Annotated in this window: 13 protein-coding genes; 8 read left to right on the top strand and 5 right to left on the bottom strand. The window is 69.1% G+C overall.

What is annotated here, in order from left to right; translation table 11 throughout:
• Nucleotides 1-5: 5 nt before the first annotated feature.
• Entirely contained in the window at nt 6-530 is a 525-nt protein-coding gene (locus AC3WRI_RS11210; RefSeq protein ID WP_010808992.1) for a gamma carbonic anhydrase family protein, read from the bottom strand.
• Nucleotides 531-667: 137 nt separating this feature from the next.
• On the opposite strand from AC3WRI_RS11210, the gene AC3WRI_RS11205 reads away from it, so the two are divergent.
• Nucleotides 668-1,549: a ferritin-like domain-containing protein gene (locus AC3WRI_RS11205; RefSeq protein ID WP_492293335.1), complete on the top strand. Its 882-nt coding sequence runs from the start codon at nt 668-670 to the stop codon at nt 1,547-1,549.
• A 17-nt stretch (nt 1,550-1,566) separates the two neighbouring features.
• Here AC3WRI_RS11205 and AC3WRI_RS11200 read toward each other — a convergent pair whose 3' ends face one another.
• Together AC3WRI_RS11200 and AC3WRI_RS11195 are read right to left on the bottom strand one after the other, a co-directional pair.
• Nucleotides 1,567-2,772: an MFS transporter gene (locus AC3WRI_RS11200; protein ID WP_439671508.1), complete on the bottom strand. Its 1,206-nt coding sequence runs from the start codon at nt 2,770-2,772 to the stop codon at nt 1,567-1,569.
• Nucleotides 2,773-2,811: 39 nt separating this feature from the next.
• On the bottom strand, nt 2,812-4,014 hold the full coding sequence (locus AC3WRI_RS11195) for a serine hydrolase domain-containing protein (protein WP_439671509.1): 1,203 nt from the start codon (nt 4,012-4,014) through the stop codon (nt 2,812-2,814).
• A gap of 113 nt (nt 4,015-4,127) precedes the next feature.
• Between AC3WRI_RS11195 and AC3WRI_RS11190 the strand changes: the two genes are divergently transcribed.
• A complete protein-coding gene (locus tag AC3WRI_RS11190) occupies nt 4,128-5,015 on the top strand; it encodes a LysR family transcriptional regulator (RefSeq protein ID WP_011614926.1) in 888 nt (295 codons plus the stop codon).
• Here the strand turns inward: AC3WRI_RS11190 and AC3WRI_RS11185 are convergent.
• On the bottom strand, nt 5,012-6,742 hold the full coding sequence (locus AC3WRI_RS11185; RefSeq protein ID WP_492293334.1) for an acetate--CoA ligase: 1,731 nt from the start codon (nt 6,740-6,742) through the stop codon (nt 5,012-5,014). The two genes, AC3WRI_RS11190 and AC3WRI_RS11185, sit on opposite strands and share 4 nt — an antisense overlap.
• Before the next feature lie 169 nt (nt 6,743-6,911).
• On the opposite strand from AC3WRI_RS11185, the gene AC3WRI_RS11180 reads away from it, so the two are divergent.
• Nucleotides 6,912-7,811 carry an alpha/beta fold hydrolase gene (locus AC3WRI_RS11180; protein ID WP_058696906.1) on the top strand — a complete coding sequence of 300 codons (900 nt, stop codon included), beginning with the start codon at nt 6,912-6,914 and terminating at the stop codon, nt 7,809-7,811.
• A gap of 16 nt (nt 7,812-7,827) precedes the next feature.
• On the opposite strand, the gene AC3WRI_RS11175 is transcribed toward AC3WRI_RS11180, so the two are convergent.
• On the bottom strand, nt 7,828-8,913 hold the full coding sequence (locus AC3WRI_RS11175; protein WP_010808985.1) for an NAD(P)/FAD-dependent oxidoreductase: 1,086 nt from the start codon (nt 8,911-8,913) through the stop codon (nt 7,828-7,830).
• Nucleotides 8,914-9,083: 170 nt separating this feature from the next.
• Between AC3WRI_RS11175 and AC3WRI_RS11170 the strand changes: the two genes are divergently transcribed.
• The 5 genes from AC3WRI_RS11170 (at nt 9,084) to dapA (ending at nt 12,986) form a co-directional block, all read left to right on the top strand.
• Entirely contained in the window at nt 9,084-9,929 is an 846-nt protein-coding gene (locus tag AC3WRI_RS11170; protein WP_439671511.1) for a 3',5'-nucleoside bisphosphate phosphatase, read from the top strand.
• 71 nt (nt 9,930-10,000) lie between these two features.
• Nucleotides 10,001-10,624 carry an L-threonylcarbamoyladenylate synthase gene (locus AC3WRI_RS11165; protein WP_010808983.1) on the top strand — a complete coding sequence of 208 codons (624 nt, stop codon included), beginning with the start codon at nt 10,001-10,003 and terminating at the stop codon, nt 10,622-10,624.
• 79 nt (nt 10,625-10,703) lie between these two features.
• A complete protein-coding gene (locus tag AC3WRI_RS11160; RefSeq protein WP_010808982.1) occupies nt 10,704-11,369 on the top strand; it encodes a site-2 protease family protein in 666 nt (221 codons plus the stop codon).
• A 16-nt stretch (nt 11,370-11,385) separates the two neighbouring features.
• A complete protein-coding gene (locus AC3WRI_RS11155) occupies nt 11,386-11,964 on the top strand; it encodes a class I SAM-dependent methyltransferase (protein ID WP_011614930.1) in 579 nt (192 codons plus the stop codon).
• A gap of 137 nt (nt 11,965-12,101) precedes the next feature.
• On the top strand, nt 12,102-12,986 hold the full coding sequence (dapA, locus tag AC3WRI_RS11150; RefSeq protein ID WP_010808980.1) for a 4-hydroxy-tetrahydrodipicolinate synthase: 885 nt from the start codon (nt 12,102-12,104) through the stop codon (nt 12,984-12,986).
• Nucleotides 12,987-13,072 lie beyond the last annotated feature (86 nt).

Here is a 13,072-nt window from a genome sequence, read left to right as displayed (position 1 = left end):
GGTCGTCAGCCGATCCGCTTGAGCTGTTGCTTGTACATGGCCTGCCGGGTGGCGTAGGTCTCGGCGTTGCGGTACAGGTTGGCGACGTCGGCGTCGGTCAGCTGGCGCACCACCTTGGCCGGCGCGCCCAGGATCAGCGAGCGGTCCGGGAAGACCTTGCCCTCGGTCACCACGGCACCGGCGCCGACCAGGCATTCCTTGCCGATCACGGCGCGGTTCAGCACCACGGCCTGGATCCCGATGAGCGAGCCTTCGCCTACGGTGCAGCCATGCAGCATGGCCTGGTGGCCGATCGAGACCTTGTCGCCCAGGGTCAGCGGGCAGCCCGGGTCGGTATGCAGCACCGAGCCTTCCTGGATGTTGGTGTCCTCGCCCACCACGATCGGTTCGTTGTCGCCGCGGATCACGACACCGGGCCAGGCGCTGGCGCGGGACTTGAGGGTCACGTTGCCGATGACGGTGGCTTCGGGGGCCACGTAGGCATCGCTGTCGATATTGGGCTTGACGTCGCCGAGCTGGTAAAGCGCCATGGGGTCTCCTGCACGAAAGGCTTTTGTTGAAGTGGGGGTTGCCGCCGGACTTTAAAGGGCCAGGGTGGAGTGCGGGCGCGCGGCGCCACGGCGACTGCGCGGCTTGCCCGGCAGTCGGGCACCGGCCAGGCCCTACAATGGCGGCAGACCCGGATTTTACGCTCATGCCAGAAAAAACACCCGCCGCCGCCTTGCCCGAACCGTCACTTTCGCCGCGCCACCAGGCGCTGGCGGTGTTGTGCATGACGGATCCTCGGGAAAAGTCCGTGGCGGCGCGGGCACTTTACCGCCATGTGACGACATTGCCGGACGAGGCGCTTGCCGCCGGCGAGGCGATCCAGGCCGATGCCGGCCAGGCCATCCCCGGCCGCCCCGCGCGGCCGCCGCTGGTGGCGCCGCAGGACGTCGAGCGGCGCCGCTCGCTGCATACCCCGGCCGGGCGCGCGGCGATGATCCATGCGCTGTGCCATATCGAGTTCAATGCCATCAACCTGGCGCTGGACGCGGCCTGGCGCTTCGCCGGCATGCCGCCCGGCTACTACCGCGACTGGCTGCGCGTGGCCGATGAAGAGGCGTACCACTTCTCGCTGCTGGCCGACCACCTTGGCACGCTGGGCGCGGCCTACGGCGAGTTCCCTGCCCACAACAGCCTGTGGGAGATGACCGACAAGACCGCCGGCGACGTGCTTGCGCGCATGGCGCTGGTGCCGCGCACGCTGGAGGCGCGCGGGCTCGATGCGTCGCCGCCGGTGCGCGCCAGGCTGGCCGGCGCCGGCGACCACGCCGCCGCGGCCATCATCGACATCATCCTGCGCGACGAGGTCGGCCACGTCGCCATCGGCAACCACTGGTACCGCTGGCTGTGCGCGCAGCGCGGCCTGGACCCCGTTGCCACCTACGCGCAGCTGGCCGGGCAGTACCGCGCGCCGAAGCTGCGCGGGCCGTTCAATCTCGATGCGCGGCGCGCTGCGGGCTTCGATGAAGAGGAACTGGCCTGGCTGGAGGCATCGGCCGGTTAGTGCTGCCGCCCAGTGCCTCAGCCGCGCGGCGGAAAGCCATACTTGCGCGCCGACCAGACCGCCAGCCAGGTTGCGGCGAGCAGCGCAGCCAGCACGGGCGGGAATGCGCCGATCCCGAAGCCATCGAGCAGCAGCCCGCCGATGACGCCGCCGCCGGCAATGGCAATATTCCAGGCCGTGACCAGCATCGACTGGGCCACGTCCGCGGATTTGCCGGCGGTCTTCGCCAGCGCCGTCTGGAACAGCGTTGAGACGCCGCCGAAGCCCAGGCCCCAGATCGCGGCCGCGGCATAGACCACGGCCGGGTGCCCGCCCCCGGCCCCAAGCGCCAGCACCGCAAGCCCGAACAGCAGCGTGCTGGCCAGCGTCAGCGCCCGCAGCCACTGGTCGATCAGCACGCCGGTGATCCAGATGCCGGCGAGCGAGGCCACGCCGAACACGAACAGGACCAGGTCAAGCCGTGCCCCGGCGTTGCCGGCTCGCAGGAACGGCGCGATATAGGTGTAGAGGATGTTGTGCGCCAGCACGAAGGCGAGCGTCACGAACAGCACCGGACGCACGCCCGGCACGGTGAACACGCGCGCGATCGGCAGCCGCTGGCCGGCGGGCTGGCCGGCAAAATCCGGCACGCTCGCCAGCACCCAGGCAATCAGTCCCAGCGTCAGCACGCTGATGATGCCGAAGCACGCGCGCCAGCCCATGAACGCACCGAGGAAGGTCCCGGATGGCACGCCCAGCGACAAGGCCAGGGGGATGCCAACCATCGCGACAGCAATGGCACGACCCTTGAGGTGATCGGGAACCATGCGCGCGGCATAGCCAGCCAGCAGCGCCCACAGCAGTCCGGCCGAGACCCCCGCAAGGAAGCGCGCCGCCATCGTCAGGACATAGCTGCCGGACCAGCCCGTCACGGCGTTGGCGACGGCAAAGCCCGCGATGGCAAGCAGCAGCAGCGGCCGCCGCCGCAGCCCTTGCGTAGCCGCCGTCAGCGGCATGGCGGCCACCAGTGAACCGAAGGCGTAGATGGTGACGAACTGGCCGGCAAGCGGCTCGGAGATGGCAAGGCCCGCGCCGATCTGCGGCAGCAGCCCCGCCGGCAAGGCCTCGGTCAGGACGGTGATGAAGCCTGCGACGGCAAGCGCAAGCAGTGCCGGAAGCGGTAGCCGCGCAGGCCGCGTGTCCGGCTGTGCATCGTTCGCAAGCGTGTTGGTGGCTGTGGTCATGTTGGCGCCTGGATAAGGACTGATGTGTTGCCTGGATGGTTACGCGGCTGTGGGGGCGACACCGTAGACCGCGTCGCGCAGGTCGGTGACAAAGCGGCCGGACATGCCCTCGTACAGCGTGTTGGTGAACGCCACCACGCTCAGCCCCTGGCTGCGGTCGACGAACCAGGCGTGGCCGTAGGCCCCGCCCCAGCGCCAGGTGCCGGCGGCTTCCGGCGAGCCCGCCCGGCGCGGATCGCGCAGCACCGAGAAGCCCAGCCCGAAGCCGGTTCCCGGCGCATCGGGCAGGTCCAGGCCGCCGGTCTGGTCGAGCGCCATGTCCTCGACCAGGGCGGATGGCAGCAACGCGCCGCCGCCCTGGCGCAAGCTCTCCAGCAGGCACAGGAAGTCTTGCGCCGTGCCCGCCATGCCCGCCCCGCCGGAGGGGAAGGCCCGCGCATTGAAGATGCGTGCGGGACTGTAGGGAATGCCAACCGTGCCTTCGAGCACGGGCACGGTTTCGCCTTCGCGCAGGCGGTGCGGGTGCGGGCTGTCGTTCACGTACGGGGTCGGCACGCGGTGCACGTCGTGTGCCACGAAGCCGGTGTCGGCCATGCCCAGCGGGCCGGTCACCAGCTGCCGCACTGCGGTGTCCAGCGGCGTGCCATGGACGCGCTCGATCAGCGCGCCCAGCACGTCGGTCGCGAGCGAGTAGCCCCACGCGGTACCCGGTTCGTACAGCAAGGGCACGCTGGCGATGCGCCGCAGGTTCTCCGCCAGGCTGATGGTGGCGTCGTCCATGCCGTCGGAGACGCCGGCGCGGGCATAGGGTCCGTCTTCGCCAGACTCGAAGAAGCGATAGCCCAGCCCCGCGGTATGGCTGAGCAGTTGCCGCGCCGTGATACGTGCCGGTCGGCCATCGGCCAGGCGCGGGCGGAATTCAGGCAGCCAGCGGTCGATACCCTGGTCAAGCTCGAGCCGGCCTTGTGCGACCAGCACCAGTGCCGCCACGGAGACGATCGGCTTGCTTACCGAAGCCAGCCGGAAGACCGCATCCATGCGCATCGGCTGTCCGCTTTCCCGATCGGCCAGGCCTGCCGCCTGCCGGTGGACCAGTTCGCCGTCACGGCTGACCAGCACGACGGCGCCGACCAGTCGCCGTTGCTCCAGCGCCTGCCGGACCACGGCGTCGATGCGCGCACTCACGGGCGCGGGGAATGCAGGGGACACGCCCGGGGGCGGTGCAATCGTGGGGAGGGACACAGCGAATCCTTGTTCAATGAACGACCCGCTCACGATAAGGACCCGGCCATTAAAGAAAAAGTGGGCTACAGTTCCTTTTTCTCCGGAACTTTGTGTCCGCAATCGGGGGCATCATGGACAGCCTCAGTGGCTTCGCAGTGTTTGTGCAGGTGGCCGAGACCCGCAGTTTTGTCGCGGCGGGGCGCTTGCTTGGGGTGTCGGCCTCCGCCGTCGGCAAGAGCGTGGCGCGGCTGGAAGAAAGGCTCGGCGTACGGCTGTTCCACCGCAGCACGCGCAGCGTGACGCTGACCGCCGAAGGCACGCTGTTCCTGGAGCGCAGCCGCCGCGTGCTCGCCGAGATCGAAGCGGCGGAGCTGGAGCTGGCCGAAGCCACCGCGGCACCGCGCGGCCGCCTGCGGGTGAGCCTGCCGCTGGTCAGTTCACTGGTCTTGCCCGTGCTGGGCGACTTCATGCGCGCGTATCCGGACATCGAGCTGGACCTGGATTTCACCGACCAGCTGGTCGATGTCATCGAGGAGGGCTTCGATGCGGTGGTCCGCACCGGCGAGCCCGCCGACTCGCGCCTGTCGGCACGCAGGCTGGGTGCGTTCCAGGCGATGCTGGTGGCATCGCCCGACTACCTCGCGCAGCGTGGCACGCCGAAGCTGCCTGCCGACCTGACCGGCCATGCCTGCCTGCATTACCGTTTCCCGCACACCGGCAAGCTCGAGGCCTGGCCGCTGCGGCGCGCGCCGGGCGAGCCCGAGCTGGCGCTGCCGACATCGATGATCTGCAACAACATCGAGACGCGCCTGTGTTTTGCGCTGCGCGGCCTGGGCATTGCCTGCCTGCCGGATTTCGCCATCCGCGAGCAGCTCGCCGATGGCAGCCTGTGCCAGGTACTGGCTGGCCATGTGGGGCCAGCCAAGGCCTTTCACGTGCTCTGGCCGGCGAGCAGGCATCCCTCGCCCAAGGTGAGGGCGCTGGTCGATTTCCTCTGCGAGCGGGTCTTTCCTGCCTAGGCGCGCTTGCCCGCGCGCGCTTCCTCCAGCAAGCGCAGCACGCGCCGCTGGATCTTGCCGGTGGTGGTCATCGGCAGCTGGTCGATGAATTCGATCGCCTTCGGGTATTCATACGGCGCCAGCTGGCCGCGCACATGCGCCTGCAGCTCCGTGACCAGCGCCGCGTCGCTGTCGAACGAGCGCGCCACCGACGGTGTCAGCACCACGAAGGCCTTGACCACGGCGCCGCGCTCGGGGTCGGGCGAGGGCACCACGGCGCAGTTGGACACCGCCGGATGCTTGAGCAGGCAGTTCTCGATCTCGCTCGGCCCGATGCGGTAGCCCGAGGACTTGAACACATCGTCGGCACGCCCCTGGTACCACAGGTAGCCATCGGCATCGACGCGCGCCAGGTCGCCGGTGCGGCACCAGCGCAGGCCGTCGCGCTCGGCGTACTTGCCCGCGGTGGCGGCTTCGTTCTTCCAGTAGCCGAGGAAGAACACCGGGTCCGGATGCCCGGCGCTGTCGGTGGCGCATACCGCGACCTCGCCGTCCTCGCCCGGCGCGCAGGGCTGGCCTTCGTCGTCGATCACCTGCACGCGGTGGCCCGGATAGGGACGCCCCATCGAGCCCGGCCGTGCCGGCCAGCCCAGCTGCTTGTCGTCGTTCTGCGCGGTGCAGTTGCCGACGATGTAGTTGATCTCGGTCTGGCCGAACATCTCGTTGACGATCACGCCCAGCGCATCGCGGCACCAGCCGAACACGGTCTCGCCCACGGCCTCGCCGGCGCTCATCAGCGCACGCAGCCTGATGTCGTAGCGCTGCCGCGGCTCGGGGCAGGCCTTCATCATCTGCTTGAGCGCGGTCGGGAACAGGAAGGTGTTGGTGACGGCGTAGCGCTCCAGCAGCTCGAAGGCGCGCTCGGCGGAGAAGCGGCCCTGGTAGCCGACGATGGGCTTGCCGAAATACAGCGCCGGCATCAGCGCATCCCACAGGCCGCCGGTCCAGGCCCAGTCGGCCGGGCTCCAGAACACGTCGTCGTCCTGCGGATACCAGTTCTGCGAGCAGACAAAGCCGGTCAGGTTGCCGATCAGCGCGCGGTGCGGGATCAGCGCGCCCTTGGGCGGGCCGGTGGTGCCGCTGGTGTAGATCAGCACCGCGGCCTCGTCGGCCTTGGTCTGCTCGGCGACAAAAGTCGGCAGCTGCGCGGCCAGCAGCACGTCCCAGTCGTGGTCGCCGCGGCCATGCGCGCCGCCGGCGGCAATCACGGTGGCCAGCGTCGGGCATTCCGGGCGCGCGGCCAGCACATTGTCGATGGAAGTCTCGTCCGCGATCGCCACATTGGCTTCGCTGTGTGCGATACGGTAGGCCAGCGCCTCGGGCCCGAACAGCATCGACAGCGGCATGGCGATGGCGCCGAGCTGGTAGATCGCCATATGCGCGATCACGGTCTCGATCCGCTGCGGCATCACGATTGCCACGCGGTCGCCGCGCGCCACGCCCAGTGCGCGCAGCGCCGCCGACAGGCGGTTGGCTTCGGCCTGGATATGGGCAAAGGTATGCGCGTTGCGGCGGCCGTCCTCATGCTCGGTATAGACCGCGATGCGGTCCATCGTGGCCGGGTCGCGCGCCCAGCGCCCGCAGCAGGCCTCGGCGATATTGAAATGCGGGGGGATTTCCCAGCGGAAGGATTCATACAGGGCGCGATAGTCGTCGCGCCGGCTTGCCGGCAAGGCAGCTGCGGCCATCCAAGGTCTCCGGTAGGTCCGGCTCGCGCGGCCACGGGGCCCCCGGAATGGCGGCGGCCGCTATAATGCGCGCAAGCGAACGATCGTTCTATTTTGCGTGGGCTTCCCTCGCCAGCCCCCGTGGCGCCGCGCCCGGCGGCAGGAAGACCCGCGCGCAAGGGTGGAGACAATGACAATCAAGGAAACCTCGCGGTCTGAATTTATCACGTTGCGCGGACTGCGCTACCACGTGCGCCACTGGGGCCAGCCCGGCGCGCGCAAGCTGTTCATGCTGCATGGCTGGATGGATGTGTCCGCGTCGTTCCAGTTCCTGGTCGACCACCTGCGCGGCGACTGGCATGTGATTGCGCCGGACTGGCGCGGGTTTGGCGAGAGCGACTGGCCCACGCGCTACCCGGGCACGCAGTCGTACTGGTTCGCCGACTATATCGCCGACCTGGAGGCCTTGCTCGACCACTATGAGCCCGACGGCCAGGTCGACCTGGTCGGCCACAGCATGGGCGCCAACGTGATCTGCCTGTATGCCGGCATCCGCCCGCAGCGCGTGCGCCGCGTGGTGGACCTGGAGGGCTTCGGTATGACGGCGACGCGGCCGGTGCATGCGCCGAAGCGCTATGCGCGCTGGCTCGACGAACTGCGCACCGGCTCGGCGCTGAAGACGTATGACAGCGTGGACGGCGTTGCCGCCCGGCTGCAGAAGACCAACCCGCGCTTGCCCGACGACCGTGCCGCCTTCCTGGCCGCGCACTGGTCGCGCCGCAATGCGGAGGGCCGCTGGGAGATCCTGGGAGATCCGGCGCACAAGCTGGTCAACCCGATGCTGTACCGGCTCGATGAGGTGATGGCGATCTGGGAGCAGGTCAGCGCGCCAGTGCTGCATGTGGAAGCGCGCGATTCTGCAACGCTGCGCAATATCGCCCACAAGCAGGCCATCGACGAATTCAAGGAGCGCTTCCGCGCCTTCCGCGACTTCCGTGAAGCCGTGGTCGATGATGCCGGCCACATGCTGCATCACGACCAGCCCGCGGCGGTGGCGGAGCTGGTGGAATCGTTCTGTAGCGCGGTGTGAGCGCTGGCGCCGCCGCTCAGGCGTGCGTCAGCTTTTCCTTCAGCGCGGCATTGTTGCTGGTGTGCACGTGCACCAGCGCCTTTTCCGGGAAGGCGTAGTGGTAGGCGCGGCGCAACGCCAGCGCGGCCTCGTGGAAGCCTGACAGGATCAGCTTCTGCTTGTTGGTGTAGTAGGCGATATCGCCCGCGGCAAAGATGCCGCGGCGCGAGCTTTCATAAGTGGTGGTGTCGACCAGGATGCGGCCGGCGCGCATGTCCATGTCCCACTGCGCGATCGGGCCCGGCTCGGACACCAGGCCGTACAGCGCCACCAGTTCATCGGCGGGCAGCACCGTGCTGCCGTCGCGGGTGCGCACCTCGACCTCGGTCAGCGGGCCGTCCTGGCCTTCGGTGCGCAGGGCGCCGAGCATGCCGACCACGAAATCCATCTCGCCGGCCGCCACTGCCTCGCGCATTTCCGCGACGGTGCCGTCGGCCGCGCGGAAGCCTTCGCGCCGGTGCAGCAGAGTCACGCGCGCGGCCACCTTGCGCAGCGCGAGCGCCCAGTCCAGCGCCGAGTCGCCGCCGCCGGCCACCACCACGCGCTTGCCGGCAAAGCGCGACACATCACGCACGGCGTAGTGCACGTGGCGGCCTTCCAGTGCCGGCGCTTCCGGCAGCGATACACGCTGCGGCGCAAACGCGCCCGCGCCGGCGCAGATCAGCACCGCAGAGACATCGAAGCGCTTGCCGCCGTCAGTGGTGACCAGCAGGCGCTCATGGGCGGCATGCCCGTCAGGTGCCGGCTGCCGCGGGATTTCGGACAGGCTCTCCGCGCGCTGGCCGAAGTGCATCGGGAAAGCGAACGGCGCGCATTGCTCCAGCAACCGGTCGACCAGGTCTTGCGCCAGGCAGCCCGGCACGGCGGGGATGTCGTAGATCGGTTTTTCGGGATAGAGCTCGGTGCACTGGCCGCCGGCCCGGTCGAGCACATCGATCAGCTCGCATCTGAGGCCGAGCACGCCGGCCTGGAACGCGGCAAAGAGCCCGACCGGGCCGGCGCCCACGATCAGGACATCGGTGGTGGTGACGGGGGTTGGTGCGAGAGGGGTAGCGGTGGACATTGGGCATGGCGGGCACGCCAGGTGCCCGCAAAAAGACGGTGCAAGGCCCGACTATACCCCGCACATCGCCCGTTTCCGCCCACGCCAGCGTTGCCGGCAGGGCTTTGGCATGGCTTTCCAGGGGGCGCCGGCGTCACGCATGGAGGGGACGACGGGAGTAGAATGGCCCCATGCAAAACGCCCACGCCATCAATGCCGACCTGCATTGCCATTCCACCGTGTCCGACGGCACGCTGGCGCCGCGCGCCATCGCGGAAATCGCCCGCGACGCGGGTGTCGCGTTCTGGGCCCTGACCGACCACGACGAACTGGGCGGGCAGGCCGAGGCGCGTGCCGCGGCCGAGGAATTCGGCATGCGCTATGTGCCGGGCGTGGAGATCTCGGTGACCTGGGCCGGGCAGACCGTGCATATCGTCGGCCTGCAGATCGACCCGCACTGCCCGGAACTGATCGACGGCCTGACCGATACCCGCTCGGGCCGCGCGCGCCGCGCGCGCGATATTGCCGAGGCGCTGGCAAAAGTGGGCATCACAGGCGCCTATGAAGGGGCGCTGCAGCACGTGGGCAACCCGGACCTGATCTCGCGCACGCACTTTGCGCGCTGGCTGGTCGACCAGGGCCGTTGCGCCACCGTGGGCGAGGTCTTCAGCGAGTACCTGTCGGAAGGCCGCCCCGGCTATGTCGGCCACCGCTGGGCCAGCCTGGCCGACGCAGTCGGCTGGATCCGCGCCGCCGGCGGCATCGCCGTGATGGCGCACCCGGGCCGCTACAATTACACCGATACTCAGCACGACGCGCTGTTCGATGAATTCACCGCCCTGGGCGGTGGCGCCGTCGAGGTCGTGACTGGCAGCCACACGCCCGACCAGTACCGCCGCTATGCCGCGGTGGCCCGCCACTACGGGCTGCTGGCCTCGCGTGGCTCGGACTTCCACGGCCCTGGCGAAGGGCGCGTTGAGCTGGGCAAGCTGCCGCCGCTGCCGTCGACGGTGACGCCGGTCTGGCACGACTGGTAGGTGCAAGCCCGGCCTGGCCGGGGTACCCCCCAGATTCCGCTCCGATCTGTCCGAATCCGCCACCCTGGTCCATGTCACAGTACTTCGAGATCCATCCGCTCAATCCGCAGTCGCGCCTGGTCAAGCAGGCCGCCCAGATCCTGCAGAAGGGCGGCCTGATTGCGCTGCCGACCGATTCCAGCTATGCGCTGGCCTGCCGGCTCGACGACAAGGCCGCCGTCGAGCGCCTGCGCCGGCTGCGCGGCATCGATGACCGCCACCACCTGACGCTGATGTGCCGCGACCTGTCCGAGCTCGGCAACTTTGCGCGCGTCGACAACCGGCAGTACCGCTGGCTCAAGGGCGCCACGCCGGGCCCGTACGTGTTCATCCTGGAGGCGACCAAGGAGGTGCCGCGGCGGCTGTCGCACCCGGCGCGCAAGACCATCGGCGTGCGCGTGCCTGAACACGCGATTCCGCTGGCGCTGCTGGGCGAGACCGGCGAGCCGCTGATCTCGGCCACGCTGCAGATGCCGGGCGACGAAGAGCCGCTCAACGACCCGGCGGAAATCCGCGCGCGGCTCGAGAAGCAGCTTGATCTGGTGGTGTGCGGCGGCCCGGCGCCGGCGCAGCCGACCACGGTGATCGACCTGACCGGCGGCGAGCCCGAGCTGATCCGCGCGGGCCGCGGCGACGTCGGGCGCTTCGGGCTCTGACTTCCCCGGGCGCTGCCACCCCGCCTGGCGGGTGCACGAGCGTGCGCCTGGGCGGCGCCGGGCCGTTACAATAGGGGCCATGGATTCCTCCCTTATCCAGACCTTCGCGGTCTATGCCCTGCCGGTGCTGTTCGCCATCACGCTGCATGAGGCCTCGCATGGCTACGTGGCCAAGCTTTTCGGCGACGACACGGCCTATGCGCTCGGGCGCGTCAGCCTGAACCCGATCCGCCATATCGATCCGATCGGCACCATCGCGGTGCCGCTGCTGCTCTACATCATGACCAGCGGCCAGTTCGTGTTCGGCTATGCCAAGCCGGTGCCGGTGGCGTTCGAGCGCCTGCGCAACCCGCGCTGGCACGGCATGTGGGTGGCGCTGGCCGGGCCGGCCAGCAATGTGGTGCAGGCCTTCGTCTGGGTGCTGCTGGCCATCGGCCTGACCTGGGGCGGCGTGCGCGAGCCGTTTTTCGGCGAGATGGCGCTGGCGGGCGTGCGCGTCAACCTGGTGGTGGCGGCCTTCAACCTGTTCCCGGTGCCGCCGCTGGACGGCGGCCGCGTGCTGACCGCGCTGCTGCCGCAGGGCATTGCCCGCGCGGTGTCGCGCATCGAGCCGTACGGCATCTTCGTGGTGCTGGCGCTGGTGGCCGCGGGCGTGATCACCACGATCTGGATGACGCCGGTGGTCAATGTGCTGATGTCGCTGATCGAGCTGATGCTGCGCCCGATCGTGATGCTGCTGCATTGACGTGCAGGGGAACGCCATGACGCTATCGCATGCCGGGCTTTCGGCGCCATCCCCCTGGGTTGCCCGCTGGGCCCGCCTGCTGCGCCCCGGCGCGCGGGTGCTGGACCTGGCCTGCGGCAGCGGCCGCCATGCCGCCTGGCTGGCGGCACGCGGCTACACGGTGCTGGCCGTCGACCGCGACGGCGAGGCCATCGCCGGCCTGCCGGCCGGCGTGACCGGCCGGGTGGCCGACCTGGAGCAGGGCGCCTGGCCGCTGGCCGGCGAGGCGCCGTTCGACGCCATCGTCGTCACCAACTACCTGCACCGGCCGCTGTGGCCGCACCTGGCGGCGGCACTGGCGCCCGGCGGCATGTGGATTTATGAAACCTTTGCCGCGGGCAATGAAACCGTCGGCAAGCCGTCGCGGCCGGATTTCCTGCTGCGGCCGGGCGAATTGCTCGAAGTGGCGCGCCAGCATGGCCTGCGCGTAGTCGCCTATGAGGATGGCCTGGTCGAAGTGCCGAAAACAGCCTTCGTGCAGCGGATATGTGCGGTGCGCGAGGCGGCTGGCGGCGCCGATGCGCCCGCGCCGGCACGCTACCGGCTCGACGCCTGAGCCAGGCACGGCGCTGTCGGCGAGAATGCCGCTGCACACGTTGAAACAGTTGGTATCAACCCCTGTCCGGGCGGCGGTCGAGGCGGCCTGCGGTTCCGGTACAATCCCGTTATTCGCATCCCGAATTCCTTAACGTTATGACACAGATTACCGGCAGCATTGTCGCCATCGTTACCCCGATGCATGAAGACGGCAGCCTGGACTTCCCGGCCCTGCGCGCACTGGTCGACTGGCACGTGGCCGAAGGCACCGACGGCATCGTGATCGTGGGCACCACCGGCGAGTCCCCGACGGTTTCCGTCGAGGAGCACTGCGAACTGATCCGCGTTGCCGTGGAACAGGCCGGCAAGCGCATCCCGATCATCGCGGGCACCGGCGGCAACTCCACCAAGGAGGCCATCGAGCTGACCGCCTTCGCCAAGAAGGTGGGCGCCGATGCGTCGCTGCAGGTCGTGCCGTACTACAACAAGCCGACCCAGGAAGGCATGTACCGGCATTTCCGCACCATCGCCGAAGCGGTGGAGCTGCCGGTGCTGCTGTACAACGTGCCGGGCCGTACGGTCGCGGACATGAACAACGAGACCATCCTGCGCCTGGCGCAGGTGCCGGGCATCGTCGGCGTCAAGGAGGCGACGGGCAATATCGACCGCGCCGCGCAGCTGATCAAGGACGCGCCGGAAGGCTTTGCCATCTACAGCGGCGATGACCCCACCGCGGTTGCGCTGATCCTGCTGGGCGGCCACGGTAATATCTCGGTCACCGCCAACGTGGCACCGCGCAAGATGCACGAGATGTGCGTCGCGGCGCTCAAGGGCGACGTCGTCACCGCGCGCCGCCTGCACATGGAGCTGATCGGGCTGAACAAGGCCATGTTCATCGAGGCCAACCCGATCCCGGTCAAGTGGGCGCTCCAGCAGATGGGCAGGATGGAAGGCGGTATCCGCCTGCCGCTGACCCCTCTATCCGAGGCCAACCACGACTATGTACGCAAGGCACTGGCCGCCGCCGGCCTGCTGGCCTGATCTTTCGCGGCGTCCTGCTGTCGCACCACCTACTAGGATTGCGTGTCAATGAAACTGAAGCTTAACCGCCGCGGGGCGCCGCAAAT

Source organism: Cupriavidus sp. FW305-27 (assembly GCF_058787995.1).
Note: the sequence above shows the minus strand (reverse complement) of the source record. Positions and strands in the feature narration are given on the sequence as shown.

What these genes read in the sequence shown, in the direction of transcription:
- AC3WRI_RS11210 (WP_010808992.1), bottom strand. Translation starts at nt 530, where the DNA reads ATGGCGCTTTACCAGCTCGGCGACGTCAAGCCCAATATCGACAGCGAT.
- AC3WRI_RS11205 (WP_492293335.1), top strand. Translation starts at nt 668, where the DNA reads ATGGCGGCAGACCCGGATTTTACGCTCATGCCAGAAAAAACACCCGCC.
- AC3WRI_RS11200 (WP_439671508.1), bottom strand. Translation starts at nt 2,772, where the DNA reads ATGACCACAGCCACCAACACGCTTGCGAACGATGCACAGCCGGACACG.
- AC3WRI_RS11190 (WP_011614926.1), top strand. Translation starts at nt 4,128, where the DNA reads ATGGACAGCCTCAGTGGCTTCGCAGTGTTTGTGCAGGTGGCCGAGACC.
- AC3WRI_RS11185 (WP_492293334.1), bottom strand. Translation starts at nt 6,742, where the DNA reads ATGGCCGCAGCTGCCTTGCCGGCAAGCCGGCGCGACGACTATCGCGCC.
- AC3WRI_RS11180 (WP_058696906.1), top strand. Translation starts at nt 6,912, where the DNA reads ATGACAATCAAGGAAACCTCGCGGTCTGAATTTATCACGTTGCGCGGA.
- AC3WRI_RS11175 (WP_010808985.1), bottom strand. Translation starts at nt 8,913, where the DNA reads ATGTCCACCGCTACCCCTCTCGCACCAACCCCCGTCACCACCACCGAT.
- AC3WRI_RS11170 (WP_439671511.1), top strand. Translation starts at nt 9,084, where the DNA reads ATGCAAAACGCCCACGCCATCAATGCCGACCTGCATTGCCATTCCACC.
- AC3WRI_RS11165 (WP_010808983.1), top strand. Translation starts at nt 10,001, where the DNA reads ATGTCACAGTACTTCGAGATCCATCCGCTCAATCCGCAGTCGCGCCTG.
- AC3WRI_RS11160 (WP_010808982.1), top strand. Translation starts at nt 10,704, where the DNA reads ATGGATTCCTCCCTTATCCAGACCTTCGCGGTCTATGCCCTGCCGGTG.
- AC3WRI_RS11155 (WP_011614930.1), top strand. Translation starts at nt 11,386, where the DNA reads ATGACGCTATCGCATGCCGGGCTTTCGGCGCCATCCCCCTGGGTTGCC.
- dapA (WP_010808980.1), top strand. Translation starts at nt 12,102, where the DNA reads ATGACACAGATTACCGGCAGCATTGTCGCCATCGTTACCCCGATGCAT.